The sequence below is a fragment of the Pseudomonas sp. A-RE-19 genome, from assembly GCF_019956555.1.
GTDB lineage: Bacteria > Pseudomonadota > Gammaproteobacteria > Pseudomonadales > Pseudomonadaceae > Aquipseudomonas.
The window spans coordinates 1-23,731 of record NZ_JAHBDQ010000002.1; the positions used below are offsets into that span (position 1 = coordinate 1).

The window sequence follows — 23,731 nt, forward strand, 5'->3', positions numbered from 1 at the left end:
CGGGAATAGGCTGGTCTGGTTTCGTGGTTCACCTTGGATATACGCCACAGCAAAAATGCCCCGTATCTTTCAATACGGGGCATTTTCTTGAATCGTTGCGCAAATGGCTAGGTTTTCACACAGTCTGGAAGGCTGCGATCTTTTTGCTTCACTTCATCTCAACCCTTGCTACCAGCCTCCAGCATATTCTCCGGCCTCACCCACGCATCGAACTGTTCATTCGTCAGATAGCCCAGCTGCAACGCCGCCTCTCGCAGGGTCAGCCCTTCGCTGTAAGCCTTCTTGGCAATCTCCGCCGATTTGTCGTAGCCAATGTGCGGATTCAGCGCCGTCACCAGCATCAAGCCTCGTTCCAGATGCTCAGCCATTTTCTCGGCATCCGGTTCCAGCCCGGCAATGCAATGCTGCTGGAAGTTGCTGCAGCCGTCGCCCAGCAAGCGGATCGATTGCAGCAGGTTGTGGATGATCACCGGTTTGAACACGTTTAACTGCAGGTGCCCCTGACTGGCGGCAAAACCGATGGCGACGTCGTTGCCCAATACCTGACAGGCCAGCATCGACAGGGCTTCGCATTGGGTCGGGTTGACCTTGCCGGGCATGATCGAGCTGCCAGGCTCGTTGGCCGGCAGTTTCACTTCGGCAAACCCTGCTCGCGGGCCGGAGCCCAGCAGGCGCAGGTCGTTGGAGATTTTCATCAGGGTCACGGCGAGGGTTTTCAATGCGCCAGAGAGGGTAACCAGCGGCTCATGACCGGCCAGGGCGGCAAACTTATTGTGGGCCGTGACGAACGGCAGGCCGGAGAGGGCGGCCAGTTCGGCGGCAATCGCTTCGCCAAAACCGTGGGGCGAATTCAGACCGGTGCCGACTGCGGTGCCGCCCTGAGCCAGTTCACAGACGGCCGGCAACGCACTACGGATCGCCCGTTCGGCGTAATCCAGTTGCGCGATGAACGCCGAGAGTTCCTGGCCGAAGGTAATCGGCGTGGCGTCCATCATATGGGTACGACCGGTCTTGACCAGTTTCATGTGCCGCGCGGACAGCTCCGCCAACCCGCCAGATAACTCGCTGATCGCCGGCAGCAACTGCTGCTGCACCGCCTGAACCGTTGCAATGTGCATGGCCGTGGGGAAGCAGTCGTTGGAACTCTGGGACCGGTTGACGTGATCGTTGGGGTGCACCGGCGTCTTGCCGCCGCGCGGGTTGCCGGCCAGTTCGTTGGCGCGACCGGCGATCACCTCGTTGACGTTCATGTTGCTCTGGGTGCCGCTGCCGGTTTGCCAGACCACCAGCGGGAACTGGTCGTCGTGGTTGCCGTCGAGCACTTCATCGGCGGCCTGCTCGATGAGCCGCGCGATGTCGGCGGGCAGGTCGCCATTGCGATCATTGACGCGCGCCGCGGCTTTCTTGATCAGCGCCAGGGCGTGCAGCACCGCCAGTGGCATACGCTCGTTGCCGATGGCGAAGTTGATCAGCGAGCGTTGCGTCTGAGCGCCCCAGTAAGCGTCATCCGGGACTTCCACTTGGCCCAGGCTGTCGGTTTCAATACGGCTCATCATGCACACTCCTGTAGGTCTGATAGCGCAGTTTAGGCCGTGATCGTCGTTCGTGGTTCCATCAGTCTGGAATTTGACCGTTCAACCCCTCTAAATCAGGCGCGACAAGGCTTGGGGTTGAGCGACACACTTTTTTAGGTGCAGAATGGTCGCCCTTGAGGTTTACCTCGCCTGCTAGAAAAGGAAACTCGATGACTCGTCTTCGTGCCATCTGTACCGCGGTTGCACTGGTTTGCGCCAGCGGCCAGGTTTTTGCCGATACCGCCAGCCACAACGCCAGTGCCGAAGCTTTCCTGACTCTGGCGCACGCTGACAAACTGGGCACTCCGGTGTACATGCAAGTGCAGCAAATGTTCGCTCAGCGCTTTGAACAGACCAAAGCCCCTGAATCGAAAAAGGCCCTGCTGGAAACCTACCAGGCCAAGGCCAACGCCGCTCTGGACGCAGCCATTGGCTGGAACAAGCTGAAGCCGGACATGGTCAAGCTGTACACCACCAACTTCAGCGAATCCGAGCTCAAAGACCTGGTTGCGTTCTACCAGTCGCCACTGGGCAAGAAAGTCCTGGAAAAAATGCCGCAGCTGACTCAGCAATCGGCCCAGATGACTCAAGCCAAGCTGGAAAGCGCGGTGCCTGTGGTCAACAAGCTGTTGGCTGACATGACGGCCGAGCTGACGCCGAAAGACGCGGCCGCTCCAGCCAAGAAAAAGCCATAAGCGGAGTTCGGGATGACCATGCAACAACGCATCGAATCGACGCTGGGGCTGTTGCAGCCCGAGCACCTGCAAGTGCTGGATGAAAGCCACATGCACAGCCGTGGGTTGCAAACCCACTTCAAGGCCGTGGTGGTCAGCCAGCAGTTCGAAGGGCTCAATCGCGTCAAGCGTCACCAGAAAGTCTATGGCACGCTCGGCGAGCTGATGGGCGAGTTCCATGCGTTGGCGCTGCATACCTACACGCCGGAAGAATGGGCACAGATCGACGCGGCTCCGGCCTCGCCGACCTGTGCTGGCGGCAGTAAGCATTAAGAAGATCAAGAGATCGCAGCCTTCGGCAGCTCCTACGCGCCTGTGGGCGCCGCCGAAGGCTGCGATCTTGGCCATCTGAAGCCAATCGCCGCTGTTTTTTGCTAGAATCCGAACGCGCCGCTCACCCGGCGCGTTTTTTTTCGCATCCGGTTCACCCCTTACGAGGGTAGCCACCTGGAGAATCACCCATGACACAACAGATTGTCGTGGCGGCACTGTATAAGTTCGTCACCCTGGAAGATTACGTCGCCCTGCGCGAGCCACTGCTCAAAGCGATGGTCGACAACGGCATCAAAGGCACCCTGCTGATCGCCGAAGAAGGCATCAACGGCACCGTGTCCGGCAGCCGCGAAGGCATTGACGGGCTGATGGCCTGGCTCAAGAACGACCCGCGCATGGACGACATCGATCACAAAGAATCGTACTGCGACGAGCAGCCGTTCTATCGCACCAAAGTCAAACTCAAAAAAGAGATCGTCACCCTCGGCGTCGAAGGCGTGGACCCGAACAAAAAGGTCGGCACTTACGTCGATCCAGAAAACTGGAACGCCCTGATCAGCGACCCGGAAGTATTGTTGATCGACACCCGCAACGACTATGAAGTCTCGATCGGCACCTTCGAAGGCGCCATCGATCCGAAGACCACCAGTTTTCGCGAATTCCCCGACTACATCAAAGCCAATTTCGACCCGGCCGTGCACAAGAAAGTCGCGATGTTCTGCACCGGCGGCATTCGTTGCGAGAAGGCTTCGAGCTACATGCTCAGTCAGGGTTTCGACGAGGTCTATCACCTCAAGGGCGGCATCCTGAAGTACCTCGAAGAGGTGCCGCAGGAAGAAACCAAATGGCAGGGCGACTGCTTTGTGTTCGATAACCGCGTGACTGTGCGCCACGATCTCAGCGAAGGCGACTACGATCAATGTCATGCCTGTCGTACACCTGTCAGCGTGGAAGACCGTGCATCCGAGCACTATGTGGCCGGCATCAGTTGCCCCCATTGCTGGGATAAGCTGAGCGAGAAAACCCGTCGCAGTGCCATCGATCGGCAGAAGCAGATCGAACTGGCCAAGGCGCGCAACATGCCGCACCCGATCGGTTACAACTACAAGCAAACCCCTTCCGAGGCTTGAATCATGTCCACACGTCGCCTGCTCTATGTGATGGATCCGATGTGTTCCTGGTGCTGGGGTTTTGCGCCAGTGGCCAACGCGCTGGTCGAGCAGGCGCAGGCGGCGGGGGTGGACGTGCATCTGGTGGTGGGTGGTTTGCGCACTGGCAGCGGCTCGGCGCTGGAACCGACCACTCGGCGCTACATCCTTGAACACTGGCAGGCGGTCCATGAGGCCACTGGCCAGCCGTTCAAATTTGAAGGCGCGTTGCCTGACGGGTTTGTCTACGACACCGAACCTGCGTGTCGGGCGCTGGTCACGGCGCGCAGCCTGGCACCGGATTGCGCCTGGAAACTGCTCGGGTTGATTCAGCATGCGTTCTACGCCGAAGGCCGCGATGTCACCCACGCCAGCGTATTGGTGGAGCTGGCGGAGCAGGCCGGTTTGCCGCGCATCGAGTTCGCCGCCGCGTTCGACCGCGCCGATCAGCACGCGGCGACCGCCGCCGATTTTACCTGGGTCCAGGACCTGGGCATTGCCGGTTTCCCGACCTTGCTGGCAGAACGTGATGGTCAATTGGCGTTGCTGACCAATGGGTATCAGCCCCTGAACGTGTTGTCACCGTTGCTCGGCCGCTGGCTGGAGCGCGCTGCCTGTGCATGACCTGCCCGATGATGCAGCTGCTCCAAAACGTGTCGACCGTCTGAGCTGGGCGGAAATCCGTCGTCTGGCCCTTCACCATAAAAAATCCCTGTGGATCGCCAACGGCGTCGCGGTATTGGCAACGCTGTGCAGCGTGCCGATCCCGTTGCTGTTGCCATTGCTGGTGGATGAAGTGCTGCTGGGCCACGGTGACGCCGCGCTGAAAATCATGAACCTCGCGCTGCCCGACGTCTGGCAGAAAGCCGCGGGTTACATCGGCCTGATGCTGCTGGTGACCCTGGCACTGCGCTGCGCCGCGTTGTTATTCAACGTTGTGCAGGCGAAATTGTTTGCAGCGCTGGCCAAAGACATCGTGTATCGGATTCGGGTGCGGCTGATCGAACGGCTCAAGCGTATCTCGCTGGGCGAATACGAAAGCCTGGGCAGCGGCACGGTGACCACGCACCTGGTCACCGACCTGGATACGCTGGACAAATTCGTCGGCGAAACCCTCAGCCGGTTCCTCGTAGCGATGCTGACGCTGGTGGGCACCGCCTCGATCCTGATGTGGATGCACTGGAAACTCGCGCTACTGATTTTGCTGTTCAACCCGTTGGTGATCTATGCCACGGTGCAGTTGGGTAAGCGGGTCAAACACCTGAAGAAACTCGAGAACGACAGCACCTCGCGCTTCACCCAGGCCTTGACCGAAACCCTGGATGCCATCCAGGAAGTGCGCGCCGGTAACCGTCAGGGTTTTTTCCTCGGACGGCTGGGGCAGCGAGCGCGTGAGGTACGCGATTACGCGGTGAATTCGCAATGGAAAACCGATGCATCGAACCGCGCCAGTGGTTTGCTGTTCCAGTTCGGCATCGATATTTTTCGTGCCGCGGCCATGCTCACCGTGCTGTTCTCCGACCTGTCCATCGGCCAGATGCTGGCGGTGTTCAGCTACCTGTGGTTCATGATCGGTCCGGTGGAACAACTGCTCAACCTGCAATATGCCTTTTACGCCGCCGGCGGTGCACTGTCGCGAATCAACGAATTGCTGGCCCGCGGCGACGAGCCGCAATACACCGGCAGCGTCGACCCGTTTCAAGGACGCGACACGGTGGGCATCGAGGTTCAGGGATTGAGTTTTGGCTACGGTGACGAGCTGGTGTTGAACCAGATGAACCTGTCGATTGCCCCCGGGGAAAAAGTCGCGATCGTCGGTGCCAGCGGGGGTGGCAAAAGCACGCTGGTGCAGTTGCTGCTGGGCTTGTACACGCCGCTGGCCGGCACCATCCGTTTTGGCGGTTCTACTCAGGAAGAGATCGGCCTGGAGACCGTGCGTGAAAATGTCGCCGTGGTCTTGCAACATCCGGCACTGTTCAACGACACCGTGCGCGCCAACCTGACCATGGGCCGTGAACGCAGCGACGAGGCCTGCTGGCAAGCCTTGGAAATTGCTCAACTGCACAACACGGTGCGTGAATTGCCCAACGGCCTGGACAGTATTGTCGGGCGCTCCGGTGTGCGTTTATCCGGCGGGCAGCGTCAGCGCCTGGCGATAGCGCGGATGGTGTTGGCCGAACCCAAGGTCGTCATCCTCGACGAGGCCACGTCCGCCCTCGACGCGGCCACCGAATACAACTTGCATCAGGCACTGGCGCGGTTCTTGAGCAACCGTACCACGTTGATCATTGCGCACCGGTTATCGGCCGTGAAGCAGGCCGACCGGGTGCTAGTGTTCGACGGTGGTCAGGTTGCCGAGGACGGCGACCATCAGCAATTGATTGCTGATGGTGGTTTGTATGCCAGGCTTTATGGGCATTTGCAGCAGCACTAGATTAGTTCCACAGGACGTTCAGGGCATTTTCCCCACCGTCGTAACCAAACTCTTTTATTACCACCGAGCATGAGTCGCAAGATCGCATGGTGGTGGCAACATCAACCGATTTAATCGACTGCGGATCCGGGTATTTCTCGCGAATAAAACTAATCAGTTTGCTTTCGCTGTCCAGTGAGGTGGGTTTGCGGGTAAAAGACGGTGTGTAGGTGTCGATGTCTTTTATAGTGTGCGGCACGGCCAGCAGCTTGCCTTCGCTGGTTACGTTTAGCGAAGTATTGGGAAATGTCCGTTTGTAATCGATGTTGAAGTACGTCGTTTCACCCACATTGACATGATCCAGTCCGCCATTCTGCTTGAATAATGGCAAATGCCCGGTTGTACCCTGTGCTCCCGAAACGCTGATATAAACTTCCCGTGTCCCTGCAGTGGTGGTCACTTCGGCGTAGGCGATGTTTCTTGCATTAACTGAGCGCTCGCGTTTCGGGATCAGGTTTTGAAGCTTTTGCATCGTTTTATTGATTTGCAAGGCACTACGCGGATTTCTCAGTACGACGGTCGGTTCGAGGAATAACGTATTGAAAATTTCCACTGTTTTGTGGCGCAGGGCTCTGGGTGCGTCCTTGCTTCGTGTCCAGCTTTTCGCGCCTTCTGGCAGTCGGGACACGATCATTCGTGTTGAATGATCGAACAGGACTGCTTCCGCTGGGCTGGTATCAACTCTGAGCAGTTTAAGCGTGTCAGGCGGATTGGCATGGCCACCGATGGGAATGGCAATGTCATCCATGGTTCTCAATGCTCGCTCCACCAACTCCTGGCCATGGATTCGCACCATGTTGTTGGCATTCAGCGAGCCTGTGTACACCACCATCAGTTCCTCCCTCAGGGCGGCGGGAAGCGTAGATGCCTGTTTGAATGTCAGCGCCTCACGCAGACTTTGTCCTGTTGCGAGTTCGGCAACGAGAAAGTCTCCGGCGTTGAGGCGTGTGAACACATACTGTTTCGCCCCATCCGACGCGTCGACAATGATGGCGCCCTCTTCGAGGGTATCCATTACTCCCCGATCGGGAACGCTGACTTTGACGCGTCCATAAATACCCTTGCGAAACTCCATGGTTGCACCAAGAGTCCTGTGTGTAGCAATCGATGCGCGTTTCATCGGTGCACCCCTGGCGCCATTCGTATAGATACTGTCTCCGAACCAGGGGGCCCAACCCTTGCTTTCGTCGAAAGAACCGGTCGCTGGCGTGGGAGCGGGGTCGCGCGTTACGTAGCGCGTTTCGCATACTGCCCCCGGGGCGCGCAGTGGTCGGCACGGTATCGGTCTGAGCGTATCACTGACATCAAGCATGTCCGCGCGGCGCAGCGTGTCGCCATCCAGTCGATACGGTACGTCGTCGATAAACAGAGTGGTTCGCCCATCGACTTCAAGCATTTCTCGTACGCGGGTTTCTTCTGGAATGTTGAACAGCAGGCTATCGCTGTTCTTTCCAACGGTCGGGTATAACGATGGCCCGATGGACAGTTCGTCTGCGGAAACCTTCAGAGCAGGGCCGTAAGGTTTGGCAGAAACAGGGTCGATCAGATAGTGGGTCGATCTGGTGCTTGATCCGATACTGCGTACGGGGACATCTTCGACTCCCCGCAAGGTCGCCAGTTGGTCGCCGTATGTGAGGGGAGTCCAGCGGCCAGGATCAGTGACCTGAGGTAAACCCTCGATGAAATGGTATTTGCCAGCTCTGCCGAGGGAAGGCATCAAACTGTTGTATGACTTTCTAACCGTGAATTTTATGCCTGCATACATGCCACCCAAGGCACCTCGGGAGAGCCGTAGGGCTAAGGTCGGAGCGCCATAAAAAGGAATCATGTTCTGTACGGATGAAACAAGTAGTTTTTGAGAAAGGGCTCCAAATTTCGGAAGTGCAACGCGTACGCCTGATCGGACGGCAGTAGAGATCAGCTTCATCGAGCCGGATGCAAACTTTCCCAGAGGAAACGCGAACGAAACCACATCCACAATCAGGCCGAAAATGGCCCATCCTCTTTTTTTCGGATCGTCTGAATCCAGGTCGCTGATACTGCCCCAAAAAGGTATGAACCCTTTAACTGACTCCAACCAATGGGGGTTAGCGGCGATACGTTCAAGCTCTGTTTCGCCCCTGGCCGCGGCATGAAGCAGTCTTTCGTCATAATAGAAAAGATTGTTGGCAATGTAATTGGCAAGATCCGTCGTGCGCGAAAGCGTTACGGTCGCAAGCGCAGACAACTCGTCCTCGTTAGCCCGGGAAGGGGGGGCAAATGTTTCACCAAATTGATCGATGATCGCATCGCACCGTGCGGCATCCCTCGGCAAGCTACCCTTTTCATGGGCCCGCCAATCACATGGAATCCTCTTGCCGCGTCTTACGGCAATGACTTCCATTTCTCCAAGAAACGAGCCTTTGATCTGTTCGGCTTGGATGTGTCCATCAAGCATGGCTGATGAAAAGTCCACACGGTTTCGAATAATCCCGGCTCGAGGCAAACACTCATAGTAAGACGTCTTGGTATTGAAAGTGACCTGAAGGATGAAGCCCATTCGGAGCCGGAGCGGCAGCTTCATCTCCGGTGTCTCGTCTTCGTGTTTTATCCCGCTGGTGGATTTCCTCAAGGTATGGATTTTTATCTCTCCTTGTTCGATGGCTTGCCGATCAGCGTAGGGGAGTGAGAAAAAAAGAGATTTCAGCAGTGTTTGATAGGCGCTTTTACTGAGTTCAAGGTAGTCCTTGAATTCCGACTCAAATATTTTTTCAGCATCGGGAAGGGGGTTTTTAGTCAGCTCGGCAGGAAGCCAGGGAGCAGTGGTTTTTATTGTGCGATCAGCATTAATGCTAAGTGAGTACTCGCTTCTGCGTATCCCGTCGCTGAGGGTTATGAACCAGTTTTTATTCAGCCTCCCAGACATGTATACATCTCGAAAGGAATAAGCTTTGTCCCTTGGTGGTGGTGTTTGTATTACGCCACCTCCACCACTTTCAAAGTCTTCAATCAACTTTCGTCCGTCGGAGATGAACGTGATGTAGGTTTGGTTGGGGTTAAAGACTTTTCTATATCTCCCATTGTGATCTTTTTCCCAGCGGTCCTTGAAATACTTTTTCATTTCCCTTTCGGCAATGGCCGATCTTTCTGGGTGACTGACATCCAGTTGAATAATTGCTTTTTTCAAAGCGTCGGTGTGTTCATCGAGTGCCTTTATGGATTCTTTTTTTTCCTCCGGGGAGTAATCCGTGTCGACGCTCTCAGCTATGATGCCGTTGGTAATAGCCCACTCGACAGTAGGGGGTATCCTGCATAACGCTATTAGCTCCAACTCTTGTGGACTGGCTCGCATAGACTGCCGAAGCGGGAAATCGACTAATTGTTGGAAGGTCATTCGCTCGATCATGTCTGAGTCCATGGCTTCGGCCAGCGTTACGCCATGGACAAAATTTACCCAGACCACAGAGCTTCTATAGGGGAGATCAAGTGGAATGTCGGGGACTTGAAACTCTCGTGGAAATTCGGGTTGCAACAAGCGTGCGAGCAAGATCGCCTCAGTCATTGATGATGCGCGCCGTGAGTCGAATAGATGCTGTTCAAACTCAGCCCACATACTCGGGTAACTCTTTCCCCAGTTCGAGCGCCGATGCCAAGGGTATCCAGCAATATCGCGTGGTTTGCCATCCCTATGTGTCCATAAGCGAATGGCTTTACTGACCAGTTTGATTTGTACTCCTGAAGAGGTCTCTTCGTCAGTTTTTCCGCCGTACCAGTTCAAACCTTCCAATAGCGCCTTTCCCAGTCGCTCTGACGCAGCGGAGCGCAGAATTTTTTCCAACACAACCGTTGGCGTTGCACCAACTTGTGCGTAAGTCGCGCTGGGCAGTGCTTCTTTTAGCAAGTGGCTGAATAACGAGTTTTCGGTTTCGGGAAGAAAACGCCTGACAATATCAATGATATTTCTGTTCGTCCGTTGAGTGATCAACCTGTCCATGGTCATAGTGGATGTTGGAAAGACTCTCTTTATGGACTTGAGTATTTTCCGGTCTTTAGCAGTGGGCGCACGATTCAGGGCGTCGATATCAACGCCATTGGCGAGTTGTAGTGAGTGATTGGCGCGTCTTTCTTCCAGTTTTCGGATTACTGAATCCATTTCGGCGGTGCTTTGAGGTTGTGCTGCCGGCAATCCGTAATACACCAGAACTTGAGGAAGGCTGAGTAACTTATCCGAACGCAATTGTCCGCCTATGCTGAGGGCTATCTGCTCGATTTTTCCGGTCAGTTCGCGCCAGCCTGGATTTTCAGTCATGGATAGAATGACTTCGGTTCCGTGCTGGTCAGCCGTCTCGTATACGCTGCGCCCTTCTGCCGTAGAAACGGATAGAAAGTTCGTGATGTTCAATTTTTCGGAAAGTGCCAGGTAATCCGGGTGTCCGAGCAAGCTGTGCAGGTGTATTTGCCCGACGTCGTGCTCTTGGGCAAGGGGGGAATGGGGCTGGGGAGTGAAATAAATGCCGGCCAAAGCAATGTTCCTGGCCTTGGCATCACGGAGATGGTCTAACAGCGCATCATATTCTGCGAGTTGACCCAGATATTGTTGGTGTGGGGTTGTTGTCGAAGCATTTGTGGTATTCATAAAAGTGACGGCTCTTCAAAGGAGACGTCAGTATTGATGCATCCGGGGGCAGCCTTGGCGGTACATATATATGTTCGAGCTTTGTCAGCTTGTCGGGATGACAAACGCACCCTAGTCTAGCTGTAGCGATCGGGCAGTGCTTACGCAAGGGACCTCATGAAGCAAAAGCGGACTCTCGGAACGCCACGGTTGTTGGGGATTGTCTGGCCCTTTATCGCCGTCGTGTTATTTCAGGCGCTTTTGGGAGGCGTCAGTCTGTACGTTCTTTCGGCGGTTCGCGGCTACGTTGGCGGTGAAAGCCTGTGGTCCAAGGGCCAGAAGGACGCCATCTATTACCTCAATCTTTACGCCGACAGTCGTGACGAGACGATTTTTCTCAAATACCAGAGCGCGATTGCGGTACCTCAGGGTGGCCATGAGTTACGTCTGGCGCTGGATCACCAACCGCCGAATATCGAGGCGGCACGGTTGGCGATCCTCAAAGGCGGCAACCATCCGGACGACGTCCCCAGCTTGATTTGGCTGTACCTCAATTTCCGGCACTTCAGTTACCTTGAACAAGCCATCGAGCTCTGGACGGTCGGTGACGCGTACCTGGTGCGACTTGATGATGTCGCGCGGGAGATGCATCAGCGCATTGCCGATAGCCAGGCCAACGATGCCGACATCAAGCGCTGGAAAGAACAGATTCTTGCCATTAACGATGGCGTGACGCCTGCTGCCAAAGCATTCAGCGATGCCTTGGGCGAAGGCTCGCGCATGATTCTGCGGCTGTTGCTGATGACGAACCTCGCCACCGCGCTGGGTCTGATCGTGTTGGCCCTGTTGCGTACTCACAAGCTGCTCAAGCAGCGCCATGCCTTCGCCGATGCGTTGCAGTTGGAGAAAGACCGGGCGCAAATCACGCTGCAATCGATTGGCGATGGAGTGATCACCACGAATGTCGAGGGTGCGATCGCTTATATGAATCCGGCCGCCGAGGCCTTGACTCACTGGAAAGCCGAACAGGCGGCGGGGTTGCCGCTGGCCGCGTTGTTCAATTTGTTGGATGAGGACGCTCAGGCCGACGGGTTTACCTTGATCGAGCACATTTTGAGCGGCCAACTCGGCGGTGGCAGCGAGCATTCGAAGCTGATCCAGCGTCTGGATGGCAGCACGGTCTCGGTCACGCTGGTCGGCGCGCCGATCCGCAACGCGGGCAAGGTCAGTGGCACCGTGCTGGTGCTGCATGATATGACCCAGGAGCGGCAGTACATCGCTAATCTGTCGTGGCAGGCAACCCATGACGCCTTGACCGGGCTGGCCAACCGCCGCGAGTTTGAATATCGCCTGGAGCAGGCTCTGCATAACTTGACGCGCCAGGTGGGGCGTCACGCCTTGATGTTCCTCGATCTGGATCAATTCAAACTGGTCAACGACACCTGCGGTCATGCCGCGGGCGACGAATTGTTGCGGCATATCTGTGCGTTGCTGCAATCAGGTTTGCGTGAAGGCGACACCCTGGCCCGGCTAGGTGGCGATGAGTTCGGCATTTTGCTGGAGAACTGTGCGCCGGAAGCGGCCGAGAAGATTGCCGAAGGCCTGCGTCAGACCGTGCAGAATTTGCACTTTGTCTGGAAAGGTCGGCCGTTCGTGACCACCGTGAGCATCGGTCTGGTGCATGTGACGCAGAGCCCGGCCACCCTCGAAGCGTCGCTGCGCGCCGCTGACATGGCCTGTTATATGGCCAAGGAAAAGGGACGCAATCGGGTTCAGGTCTATCACGCCGATGACTCGGAGCTGTCCCTGCGCTTTGGTGAGATGGCCTGGGTACAGCGCCTGCACATGGCGTTGGAGGAAGATCGCTTCTGCCTGTACGCCCAGGAAATCGCGCCCCTTGGCCGTACCGAACAGGGCGGCGGGCATATCGAAATCCTGCTGCGCCTGCATGATGAAGCCGGGCGCATGATTCTGCCGGACAGTTTCATTCCGGCCGCCGAGCGTTATGGTTTGATGACAACGCTCGATCGCTGGGTTGTGGAGAACGTTTTCAAGGTCATTGCCCAATGCATCGCGCAAGAGCGCAAAGAGCCGCTGGCCATGTGTGCGATAAATCTGTCAGGTATTACTATCGGAGATGACGCGTTTCTGGACTTCCTTCGTGAACAGTTTGTTGCATATTCAATTCCACCTGAAATGATTTGTTTTGAAATTACGGAAACCAGTGCCATTTCCAATTTGGGAAGTGCAATTAGATTTATCAATGAACTCAAAGGCTTAGGTTGTCATTTTTCGCTGGACGACTTTTGTGCCGGGATGTCTTCGTTCGCTTACTTGAAACATTTACCTGTAGACTTCTTGAAGATCGACGGGAGTTTCGTAAAGGATATGCTGGACGACCCGATTAACCGCGCCATGGTCGAAGTGATCAATCACATCGGTCATGTCATGGGTAAGCGCACGATTGCCGAGTTCGTTGAAACACCTCAGATCGAGCAGGCATTGCTTGAGATCGGGGTAGATTACGCTCAAGGGTATGTGATTGAACGCCCGCATCTGTTTACCAGCGATAGTTTGTTGAGTCGTCCTGCCAGGTCTCAGCCTTTGTTATTCAAGGCGCCAGGCACGTTCCGTTGAAATCTCTTGCTGATCTTAAAATCACAATCAAAAGGAGCGCGACAGTGATCGACACATTCAACAGAACCGGACCACTCATGGAAGCTGCAAGTTATCCCGCCTGGGCTCAGCAACTGATCCAGGATTGCAGCGAGAGCAAGCGCCGGGTAGTCGGACACGAACTGTATCAACGCATGCGTGATAACAAACTCAGCGCAAAAACCATGCGCCACTACCTTATTGGTGGCTGGCCGGTGGTCGAGCAGTTCGCGTTATACATGGCACAGAATCTGACAAAGACCCGTTTTGCGCGCCACCCTGGCGAAGACATGGCGCGTCGCTGGCTGATGCGCAACATACGCGTCGAATTGAACCATGCCGATTACTGGGTGCACTGGAGCCGTGCTCACGGCATCAGCCTGGAAGATCTGCAAGCGCAACAGGTTGCCCCCGAACTTCACGCCTTGAGCCATTGGTGCTGGCACACCAGTTCATCCGACTCGCTGATCGTGGCCATCGCCGCCACCAACTACGCCATCGAAGGTGCGACCGGGGAGTGGTCGGCACTGGTCTGCTCCAGCGGCATCTATGCGGCCTCGTTTCCCGAGGAAGACCGCAAGCGAGCCATGAAGTGGTTGAAGATGCATGCTCAGTACGACGATGCCCATCCATGGGAAGCACTGGAAATCATCTGCAGCCTGGCAGGCATGAACCCGAGCAAATCCCTGCAAGTGGAATTGCGTCAGGCGGTCTGCAAAAGTTACGACTACATGTATCTGTTCCTGGAACGTTGCATGCAGTTGGAACAGGCAGTGAAAACTCCGGTAGTCCGTGAGCGGATGGCGTTGGCTGAAAGCTGATTGGAAGGGTCGTAAAACAACTGTGGGAGCGAGTCTGCTCGCGAAGGCTGCTTAACATTCAACTGAAAGAGTGAATGTTAAAACGCTTTCGCGAGCAGGCTCGCTCCCACATTGGTTCCTGGGACTGCTGATGACTCAACCCGCCATCGCCAACCGGTTACGCCCCTCGCGCTTGGCCACATACAACGCACTGTCAGCCCGTCGCAACAAACTGTCGGCAGACTCGCCGGGCAGCAGGGTCGAGCAACCCAGGCTGACCGTCAATTCGATCGCCTTGCCGTCGGCCGTATACTCCTGAGCCTGCGCCGCAAAGCGCAGTCGTTCGCCGATCATGGCGGCAGCGTCCCGACTGGTGTTGGACAGCAGGATCAGGAATTCTTCGCCACCAAACCGGAACACCATGTCCACGTTGCGCAACTGGTTTTTGATCGAGGCTGCAACGGCCTTGAGCACTTCATCGCCGGCACTGTGCCCGTACGTATCGTTGATGTGTTTGAAGTGATCGATGTCCAGCATCAGCAATGACAGGGGTTGCGAATGTCGCCGCGACATTTCGATTTCCCGTTGCAGCGTCTGATCCATGGCGATGCGGTTGCCAGTGTCGGTCAGCGGATCGCGCAATGCACTTTGGGTCGCGGCTCGATAGAGCAGGGCATTTCGCATGGGAAAGAGCAGGGTGGACAGCAGTGACTCCAGATTGCCCTGTTCCTCGTCGCTGAAGCGCTGATTGCGGCGGAACACCAGTTCACCCAATTGCTCGCCTTCATGACTGAGGCTGTAGCTGATGGAATGATGACCCCGCAGGCCGAACAGCAGGCGCAAGTCACTGGGCTGATGCTCATAATTCAACGCATCCAGAGGGACAAGACGCTGAATTTCGCGGAAGAAAAGTCCGAGGATGCGTTGCGGCTCAAGACTGGTTTGCAATTGCAGGCCCAGCTCCTGGCGCAACAGCGCAAGACTGACGGGCCGCTCCAGAAGGGAAGGCTGCTGACCAAAGCCCAGGCGCTGCAATTTGGCACTGTCGAAGTCAATTGCGTTGGTCTGGGAAAGTGATTTCATATGGCGTGAGCCCCTAAGCAGTAAGGCTGTCTTACAGGCTGGGTGAGAGCGGCTTTGGGCTGCGCGTCATACTGGTCCATCAGTCCCGTAGGACATTTGGCACGAGTTTAGTCCGCTTTGCCGAAGATTAGTAACCTCCCGGCTCAAGCGTTGCCCCGTCTGCTTTCACACGGCGTGTCTGAACAAAATTAGAGCGAAAGTCATGCCATTCGGTTCATTCGCATAAAAAGCGTTAAAAATCAAAAAGCTGGAACGTCGTACGAGGGAGGTCGCGGCGAGTGATGACATTTATTTGACTTGAAACAGGGCGGTTACTAGCGCGTTTCAGTGCCGCGGCGGGAAGCCGTCGCGGCAGAAAAGCGACGCACGGGCGTTACTGGGCGTTGAACGCCTGGCCATTGATGCCGGTACTGTCGGGACCCATCAGGTAAAGGTAGACCGGCATGATCTCCTCGGGAGTCGGGTTGTTCAGCGGATTTTCACCCGGGTAGGCCTGAGCGCGCATGCTGGTGCGGGTAGCGCCGGGGTTGATGCTGTTGGAACGCACCGGCGCCACTGTGTCCACTTCGTCGGCCAGGGTCTGCATCAGGCCTTCGGTCGCGAATTTCGACACGCCGTAAGCGCCCCAATACGCTCGACCCTTGCGGCCGACGCTGCTGGAGGTGAACACGACCGAGGCGTCCTGAGACAGCTTGAGCAGCGGCAGCAGGGTGCTGGTGAGCATGAACATGGCGTTGACGTTGACGTGCATGACTCGCATGAAGTTCTCGCCAGACAACTGCTCGATCGGTGTACGCGGCCCGATGATCGATGCGTTGTGCAGCAAGCCGTCGAGGTGGCCGAACTCGGTTTCGATCATCGCTGCAAGCTCATCGTATTGATGGGGCAGGGCGGTTTCCAGGTTGAAGGGGATCACGACCGGTTGTGGATGCCCGGCTGCTTCGATTTCGTCGTAGACCTGAGTCAGATTGGCTTCGGTCTTGCCCAGCAACAGCACGGTGGCACCGTGAGCGGCGTAGGTTTTCGCGGCGGCAGCACCGATGCCACGGCCAGCGCCGGTGACCAGGATGACCCGGTCTTTGAGCAATTCAGGGCGGGCGGAATAATCAAACATAAAAAAACCTCAATATAATCCGTTAACAGGGCCGAAAAAGATCGTCCGAACGCGGCCCGAGCCTTCGGCAGCTCCTACGCCGATCGCGGTCTCCTGTAGGAGCTGCCGCAGGCTGCGATCTTTTGATCTGAATCAGCAACTGCACAAAGCGTTATCCAACACCTCAAGCAGCGCCAGCGGATGATCGATCACCACGTCCGCGCCCCAGTGTTTCGGGTTGTCATCCGGGTGAATGTAGCCATAGGTTACTGCGCAGGTTTTGGTGCCGGCATCGCGGCCGGACTCGATGTCCCGCAGATCATCGCCGACAAACAGCACGCTGGCCGGGTCCAGGTCGAGCATCTTGCACGCCAGGATCAACGGCTCCGGGTCCGGTTTGCTGTTCTTCACGTGATCGGGGCAAATCAGCACTTTCGAACGTTCGGCCAGACCCAGCTGCTGCATGATCGGCTCGGCGAAACGCACCGGTTTGTTGGTGACCACGCCCCAGATCAGGTTGGCCTTTTCGATTTTTTCCAACACCTCGGCCATGCCGTCGAACAGATGGCTGTGAACCGCGCAACCCTTGAGGTAGCGCTCGAGGAACTCCTGACGCAGTTCCTCGAACCCGGGTGATTCCGGGTCCATGGAAAAGTTCGCGGCGACCATCGCCTTGGCGCCGCCGGAAATTTCGTCGCGAATGTGTTGAGTGTTGATCCGCGGCAAACCACGATCAGCGCGCATCGCCTGGCAGATGGCAATGAAGTCCGGCGCGGTGTCGAGCAGGGTGCCGTCCATGTCGAAAAGGACTGCTCTGATACGCATCGGCTTACTCCTCGCGCAGGGTCTGGATCATGTAGTTGACGTCGACATCGGCCGCCAGTTTGTAGTGCTTGGTCAGCGGATTGTAGGTCAGGCCGATGATGTCCTTGACGGTCAGGCCGGCCATGCGGCTCCAGGCACCGAGCTCGGAAGGGCGGATGAACTTCTTGAAGTCGTGGGTGCCGCGCGGCAGCAGCTTCATGATGTATTCGGCGCCGATGATGGCGAACAAGTACGCCTTCGGGTTGCGGTTGATGGTGGAGAAGAACACCTGGCCGCCAGGCTTGACCATGCGGAAGCAGGCGCGGATCACCGAAGAGGGATCCGGCACGTGCTCGAGCATTTCCAGGCAGGTGACCACGTCGAACTGCTCAGGCATTTCTTCGGCCAGGGCTTCGGCGGTGATCTGCCGGTACTCGACGTTTACGCCCGATTCCAGCTGATGCAGCTGCGCGACCGCCAGCGGCGCTTCGCCCATGTCGATACCCATGACGGTGGCGCCACGTTGGGCCATGGCTTCGCTCAGAATGCCGCCACCGCAACCGATGTCGAGGACTTTCTTGCCGGCCAGGCTGGCTCGTTCGTCAATCCAGTTGACCCGTAGCGGGTTGATATCGTGCAGCGGCTTGAACTCGCTTTCGCGGTCCCACCAGCGATGGGCCAGGGCTTCGAATTTGGCGATTTCGGCGTAGTCGACGTTGCTCATGGTTAAGTCCTCTAAAACTTGAAAAATCCTGTTGCCCCGGTTTCGATCCGGGGGACTTACGATTCGGTATGGCCGCTGATGCGCCGACCCCAGGCCTTGGCGGTGGCGCACAACTGCGCTTCATCCAGGCGAGTCAGACGGCGGTCGTCGAGCAGTTGTTTGCCGGCGACCCAAAGGTGTTTCACGCAATCGCGGCCGCTGGCGTAGATCAGCTGCGAAACCGGATCGTAGACCGGTTGTTGCGCCAGGCCCGACAGGTCGAACGCGACGATGTCCGCCGCTTTGCCGACTTCCAGTGAACCCGTTTCAGCTTCGATCCCCAATGCGCGGGCGCCGTTGAGCGTGGCCATGCGCAGGGCGCGATGGGCGTCCAGCGCGGTGGCAGAGCCGGCAACGGCCTTGGCCAGCAACGCGGCGGTGCGGGTTTCGCCGAGCAGGTCCAGGTCATTATTGCTGGCCGAGCCATCGGTGCCGACCGCCACGTTGACCCCGGCCTGCCACAAACGCTCGACCGGGCAGAAACCGCTGGCCAGCTTCAGGTTCGACTCCGGGCAATGAATCACATTGCTGTTACTTTCTACCAGCAGCGCCAGGTCTTCATCGCTGATCTGGGTCATGTGAACGGCCTGGAGGCGCGGGCCGAGCAGGCCCAGGCGGCCGAGGCGAGCCAAAGGGCGTTCGCCATACTGCTCGACCGACTGCTGCACTTCGAAAGCGGTTTCATGGACGTGCATGTGAATCGAAGCGTCCAGCTCTTCGGCGATGACCCGGATTTTTTCCAGGGTTTCGTCGCCCACAGTGTAGGGTGCATGGGGGCCGAAGGTGACTTTGATCCGTTCGTGATGCTTGAGGTCGCCAAATAATTCGACGCCCTGACGAATGGCTTCATCCGCCGTAGCGGCGCCTGGAATCGGGAAATCGAGGATCGGAATGGCGATCTGGGCGCGAATACCGCTGTTATGTACGCGTTCGCTGGCGACCTTCGGGAAGAAATACATGTCGGAGAAACAGGTGATGCCGCCTTTGATCTGCTCGGCGATGGCCAGGTCAGTGCCGTCGCGAACGAACGCCTCGTCGACCCACTTGGCTTCGGCCGGCCAGATGTGCTTTTCCAGCCAGGTCATCAGCGGCAGATCGTCGGCCAGGCCGCGGAACAGCGTCATTGCCGCATGCCCGTGGGCATTGATCAGGCCGGGGGCGAGCAGCATGTCCGGCAATTCGCGGACTTCGGTTGCGTTAAGCTTCAAGGCTACCGCGCGTGGGCCGATAAACACGATGCGACCGTCGCGGATGCCCAGGGCGTGCTCTTTAAGGACCACGCCAGCCGGTTCGACGGGTACCAGCCAGGTCGGCAGCAATAATAGGTCGAGCGCAGCGGTGGGGGTCGGCATCGAGAGTCGGTTCCAGCTTTTGTAAAGGATGGCGAAGTATACCCGAGCGTCTTCGCGGGGGGATCGCTATAATCGGCGGCTTTTGTTCATGAGTGCGGGGTAAGTGGATGCGCGATCGACTGTTGGCTGCGGAGAAGGTGAAGGCCATCGATTGGCGAGATGGCGCCCTGTACCTGCTGGATCAGCGTATTTTGCCATTCGAGGAAACCTGGATCGCCTACACCAGCGCCGCGGGTGTGGCCGAGGCCATTCGCTCAATGGTGGTGCGCGGCGCGCCGGCCATTGGCATCAGTGCGGCGTATGCCATGGTGCTGTCAGCCCGCGTCCGAATGGCCGAGGGCGGTGATTGGCAGGCAGCATGGGAAGAGGATTACGCGTTGCTGGCTGATTCCCGTCCAACAGCGGTCAATCTGTTCTGGGCCTTGAATCGCATGCGTGACCGCCTGGACCGCCTCAAGGAAGACGCAGACCCTCTGGCGGCGCTGGAAGCCGAAGCCATCGCCATTCATGAAAGTGATCGCGAAGCCAACCTGACCATGGCCCAACTGGGTGTCGACCTGATCCGCAAGCATCAGGGCAATGCCCAGGCGATCCTCACTCACTGCAACACTGGCGCACTGGCCACCGGTGGTTTCGGCACGGCGCTGGGGGTGATTCGCGGCGCTTTCATCGAGGGGATGGTCGAGCGCGTCTACGCCGACGAAACCCGGCCATGGCTGCAAGGCTCACGATTGACGGCATGGGAGTTGGCCAATGAAGGCATCCCCGTGACCCTCAATGTCGATTCCGCCGCCGCGCACATCATGAAAACCAAGGGTGTGACCTGGGTGATCGTCGGCGCCGACCGCATCACCGCCAATGGCGATGTGGCGAACAAGATCGGCACCTATCAACTGGCGGTCAACGCCATGCACCACGGTGTGCGCTTCATGGTGGTGGCGCCGAGCTCGACCATCGACATGAACCTGGCCAGTGGCGACGAAATTCCAATCGAAGAGCGCGATGGTCGCGAGTTGCTGGAGGTTGGCGGCAAGCGGCTGGGGGCGGATGTCGATGCCTTCAACCCGGTGTTCGACGTGACCCCGGCCGATCTCATCGATGCAATCGTCACCGAAAAGGGCATCGTCGAGCGTCCGGATACGGCGAAAATGGCGCAGTTGATGTGCCGTAAGCGTCTGCATTAATGATTTTTGGCGCCTGAGAGATTGCCATCGCGAGCAGGCTCGCTCCCACAGGGGATTTGTTAACGATGCAGATCCAATGTGGGAGCGAGCCTGCTCGCGATGAGGCCCTGACAGCCAACAAATACGCGTCAATCCCCTCTGGAATTTTCCTCTAAGCCCCTCTCGTCCCCTTTAAGCCTGTCACCGGTCAACTAACTATGCTCCATGCGCATCTGGGGGATAGGTGCGTGGCGGCTCTTGTGATAACATCCGGCGGTTTCCAGGGTAGCCTGATGTGGCTGCCTTTACTGCGCAGATCCATGGCATAACTCGTTGATTTGTCGTAAGTCGGTGCATGGCACTCAGTCTGCATCGGCGAGCTTCGTTCGTCCCATATGGATGTGACGAAGTTTCACCAGAAAAAGGAATCAGGCTTCTCATGGGCGAACTGGCCAAAGAAATCCTCCCGGTCAATATCGAAGACGAGCTGAAGCAGTCCTACCTCGACTACGCGATGAGCGTAATTGTCGGGCGGGCACTGCCGGATGCGCGCGATGGCTTGAAGCCCGTGCACCGGCGTGTGCTGTTCGCGATGAGCGAGCTGGGCAACGACTTCAACAAGCCGTACAAGAAATCTGCCCGTGTTGTCGGTGACGTGATCGGTAAGTATCACCCGCACGGTGATACCGCGGTGTACGACACCATCGTTCGGATGGCGCAGCCATTCTCCCTGCGCTACCTGCTGGTGGACGGTCAGGGCAACTTCGGTTCGGTGGACGGCGACAACGCCGCGGCCATGCGATACACCGAAGTGCGCATGACCAAGCTGGCGCACGAGCTGCTGGCTGACCTGCACAAAGAAACCGTGGACTGGGTGCCGAACTACGACGGCACCGAGATGATCCCGGCGGTCATGCCGACCCGTATTCCCAACCTGCTGGTCAACGGCTCCAGCGGTATCGCCGTGGGCATGGCGACCAACATCCCGCCGCACAACCTCGGTGAAGTCATCGACGGTTGCCTGGCACTCATCGACAACCCGGAACTGACCGTCGATGAACTGATGCAATACATCCCCGGTCCGGACTTCCCGACCGCTGCGATCATCAACGGTCGCGCCGGCATCATCGAAGCCTACCGCACCGGTCGCGGGCGCATTTACATGCGTGCCCGCTCGATGATCGAAGACATCGACAAGGTCGGTGGCCGTCAGCAGATCGTCATCACCGAACTCCCTTACCAGCTGAACAAGGCACGTCTGATCGAGAAGATCGCCGAGCTGGTAAAAGAGAAGAAGCTCGAAGGCATCACAGAGCTGCGCGACGAGTCCGACAAGGACGGTATGCGCGTCGTGATCGAACTGCGTCGCGGCGAAGTGCCTGAGGTGATCCTCAACAACCTCTACGCCCAGACCCAGCTGCAAGCGGTGTTCGGCATCAACATCGTCGCGCTGATCGACGGCCGTCCACGGATCCTGAACCTCAAGGATCTGCTGGAAGCATTCGTTCGTCACCGTCGCGAAGTGGTGACCCGGCGTACCGTGTTCGAACTGCGCAAGGCGCGCGAACGTGGCCACATTCTGGAAGGTCAAGCGGTTGCCCTGTCGAACATCGACCCGGTCATCGCCCTGATCAAGGCCTCGCCAACGCCGTCGGAAGCCAAGGAAGCGCTGATCAGCACGCCTTGGGAATCCTCCGCCGTGGTCGCGATGGTCGAACGTGCCGGCGCCGATTCGTGCCGCCCGGAAAACCTCGATCCGCAATACGGTCTGCGCGACGGCAAGTACTTCCTGTCGCCGGAACAGGCGCAAGCCATTCTGGAACTGCGTCTGCACCGTCTGACCGGTCTGGAACATGAAAAGCTGCTGGCCGAGTATCAAGAGATCCTCAACCAGATCGGCGAGCTGATCCGCATCCTCAACAGCGCCACGCGCCTGATGGAAGTGATCCGCGAAGAGCTGGAAGTGATTCGCGCCGAATACGGCGACGTGCGTCGCACCGAGATTCTCGATGCCCGTCTCGACCTGACCCTGGGTGACATGATCCCGGAAGAAGAGCGCGTCGTGACCATTTCCCACGGTGGCTACGCCAAGACCCAGCCATTGGCTGCGTACCAGGCTCAGCGTCGTGGCGGTAAAGGCAAATCGGCCACCGGCGTCAAGGATGAGGACTACATCGCTCACCTGCTGGTCGCCAACAGCCACACCACGCTGCTGCTGTTCTCCAGCAAAGGCAAAGTGTACTGGCTGAAAACCTACGAAATCCCGGAAGCGTCCCGCGCTGCCCGTGGTCGTCCGTTGGTCAACCTGCTGCCGCTGGACAGTGATGAATACATCACCACCATGCTGCCGGTCGACGAATACACCGAAGGTCACTTCATCTTCATGGCCACTGCTAAAGGCACCGTGAAGAAGACCCCGCTGGAATCCTTCAGTCGTCAACGCAGCGTCGGTCTGATCGCGCTGGAGCTGGACGAAGGTGACGTACTGATCTCTGCCGCCATTACCGATGGCGAGCGCGAAGTCATGCTGTTCTCCGACGGTGGCAAGGTCACTCGCTTCAAGGAAACCGACGTCCGCGCCATGGGCCGTACCGCTCGCGGTGTCCGCGGTATGCGTCTGCCGGAAGGCCAGAAGCTGATTTCCATGTTGATCCCGGAAGAAGGCAGCCAGATCCTCACCGCTTCGGCGCGTGGTTTCGGCAAACGCACGGCGATCACCGAGTTCCCCGAGTACAAGCGTGGCGGTCAGGGCGTTATCGCCATGGTCAGCAACGAGCGTAACGGCCGTCTGGTCGGCGCGGTCCAGGTGCTCGATGGGGAGGAAATCATGCTGATTTCCGACCAGGGTACTTTGGTTCGTACCCGTGTCGACGAAGTGTCCAGCCTGGGTCGTAACACCCAGGGCGTGACCCTCATCAAGCTGGCCAGCGATGAAACGCTGGTGGGCCTGGAGCGGGTTCAGGAGCCGTCGGAAGTCGAAGGCGCAGAGCTGGAGGGCGAAGGGCTCGAAGGTGAAGAGGGTGTCGTGTTTGACGGTGAAGTCGTGATCGACGACGTTGCCGAAGACCAGCAACTCGACGCCGCCGCTGACGAAGAGCCGCAAGAGTAAGCGGGCAAGCAGGGGGCGGATGAAGATTCGCCCCCTTGTTGTTTGTCCATAATGAAATATCGACACCTTTTGGAGATCCCTTGTGGGAGCGAGCCTGCTCGCGATGCAGGCGC

Annotated in this window: 16 protein-coding genes; 9 read left to right on the top strand and 7 right to left on the bottom strand. The window is 57.6% G+C overall.

What is annotated here, in order from left to right:
• Window positions 1-158 precede the first annotated feature (158 nt).
• The gene (locus KGB14_RS01115; RefSeq protein WP_223483718.1) at window positions 159-1,553 is read right to left on the bottom strand and encodes a class II fumarate hydratase; all 1,395 of its coding nucleotides are present in this window, start codon (window positions 1,551-1,553) and stop codon (window positions 159-161) included.
• Between the two features lie 191 nt (window positions 1,554-1,744).
• Here KGB14_RS01115 and KGB14_RS01120 point away from each other — a divergent pair, with 191 nt between their 5' ends.
• The 5 genes from KGB14_RS01120 (at window position 1,745) to KGB14_RS01140 (ending at window position 6,163) form a co-directional block, all read left to right on the top strand.
• Entirely contained in the window at window positions 1,745-2,269 is a 525-nt protein-coding gene (locus KGB14_RS01120) for a DUF2059 domain-containing protein (RefSeq protein WP_223483719.1), read from the top strand.
• Window positions 2,270-2,281: 12 nt separating this feature from the next.
• On the top strand, window positions 2,282-2,581 hold the full coding sequence (locus tag KGB14_RS01125) for a BolA family protein (RefSeq protein WP_052964137.1): 300 nt from the start codon (window positions 2,282-2,284) through the stop codon (window positions 2,579-2,581).
• 188 nt (window positions 2,582-2,769) lie between these two features.
• A complete protein-coding gene (locus tag KGB14_RS01130) occupies window positions 2,770-3,711 on the top strand; it encodes a rhodanese-related sulfurtransferase (RefSeq protein ID WP_223483720.1) in 942 nt (313 codons plus the stop codon).
• Window positions 3,712-3,750: 39 nt separating this feature from the next.
• On the top strand, window positions 3,751-4,353 hold the full coding sequence (locus KGB14_RS01135) for a DsbA family protein (protein WP_185022063.1): 603 nt from the start codon (window positions 3,751-3,753) through the stop codon (window positions 4,351-4,353).
• Window positions 4,346-6,163, top strand: coding sequence for an ABC transporter ATP-binding protein (locus KGB14_RS01140; RefSeq protein ID WP_223483721.1), 1,818 nt, complete (start codon window positions 4,346-4,348; stop codon window positions 6,161-6,163). Before KGB14_RS01135 ends, KGB14_RS01140 begins: the two co-directional genes overlap by 8 nt.
• A 1-nt stretch (window position 6,164) precedes the next feature.
• Here KGB14_RS01140 and KGB14_RS01145 read toward each other — a convergent pair whose 3' ends face one another.
• On the bottom strand, window positions 6,165-10,817 hold the full coding sequence (locus KGB14_RS01145; RefSeq protein ID WP_223483722.1) for a hypothetical protein: 4,653 nt from the start codon (window positions 10,815-10,817) through the stop codon (window positions 6,165-6,167).
• A 156-nt stretch (window positions 10,818-10,973) separates the two neighbouring features.
• Here KGB14_RS01145 and KGB14_RS01150 point away from each other — a divergent pair, with 156 nt between their 5' ends.
• Both KGB14_RS01150 and KGB14_RS01155 read left to right on the top strand, forming a co-directional pair.
• Window positions 10,974-13,433 carry an EAL domain-containing protein gene (locus KGB14_RS01150; protein WP_223483723.1) on the top strand — a complete coding sequence of 820 codons (2,460 nt, stop codon included), beginning with the start codon at window positions 10,974-10,976 and terminating at the stop codon, window positions 13,431-13,433.
• Between the two features lie 77 nt (window positions 13,434-13,510).
• Window positions 13,511-14,272, top strand: coding sequence for an iron-containing redox enzyme family protein (locus KGB14_RS01155; RefSeq protein WP_263294485.1), 762 nt, complete (start codon window positions 13,511-13,513; stop codon window positions 14,270-14,272).
• 135 nt (window positions 14,273-14,407) lie between these two features.
• Here the strand turns inward: KGB14_RS01155 and KGB14_RS01160 are convergent, their stop codons facing one another.
• The 5 genes from KGB14_RS01160 to KGB14_RS01180 form a co-directional block, all read right to left on the bottom strand.
• Complete coding sequence (locus KGB14_RS01160; protein WP_223483725.1) at window positions 14,408-15,334, bottom strand: GGDEF domain-containing protein; 927 nt, start codon at window positions 15,332-15,334, stop codon at window positions 14,408-14,410.
• Between the two features lie 373 nt (window positions 15,335-15,707).
• Window positions 15,708-16,448: a YciK family oxidoreductase gene (locus tag KGB14_RS01165; protein ID WP_223483726.1), complete on the bottom strand. Its 741-nt coding sequence runs from the start codon at window positions 16,446-16,448 to the stop codon at window positions 15,708-15,710.
• Window positions 16,449-16,580: 132 nt separating this feature from the next.
• Complete coding sequence (mupP, locus tag KGB14_RS01170) at window positions 16,581-17,252, bottom strand: N-acetylmuramic acid 6-phosphate phosphatase MupP (protein ID WP_223483727.1); 672 nt, start codon at window positions 17,250-17,252, stop codon at window positions 16,581-16,583.
• A gap of 4 nt (window positions 17,253-17,256) precedes the next feature.
• On the bottom strand, window positions 17,257-17,955 hold the full coding sequence (gene ubiG, locus KGB14_RS01175) for a bifunctional 2-polyprenyl-6-hydroxyphenol methylase/3-demethylubiquinol 3-O-methyltransferase UbiG (RefSeq protein WP_223483728.1): 699 nt from the start codon (window positions 17,953-17,955) through the stop codon (window positions 17,257-17,259).
• Window positions 17,956-18,011: 56 nt separating this feature from the next.
• Window positions 18,012-19,346, bottom strand: a complete 1,335-nt coding sequence (locus tag KGB14_RS01180) for a TRZ/ATZ family hydrolase (protein WP_223483729.1) — start codon at window positions 19,344-19,346, stop codon at window positions 18,012-18,014.
• A gap of 107 nt (window positions 19,347-19,453) precedes the next feature.
• Between KGB14_RS01180 and mtnA the strand changes: the two genes are divergently transcribed.
• A complete protein-coding gene (gene mtnA / locus KGB14_RS01185; protein ID WP_223483730.1) occupies window positions 19,454-20,530 on the top strand; it encodes an S-methyl-5-thioribose-1-phosphate isomerase in 1,077 nt (358 codons plus the stop codon).
• Between the two features lie 418 nt (window positions 20,531-20,948).
• On the top strand, window positions 20,949-23,618 hold the full coding sequence (gyrA, locus tag KGB14_RS01190; RefSeq protein ID WP_223483731.1) for a DNA gyrase subunit A: 2,670 nt from the start codon (window positions 20,949-20,951) through the stop codon (window positions 23,616-23,618).
• The last annotated feature ends 113 nt before the right edge of the window (window positions 23,619-23,731 follow it).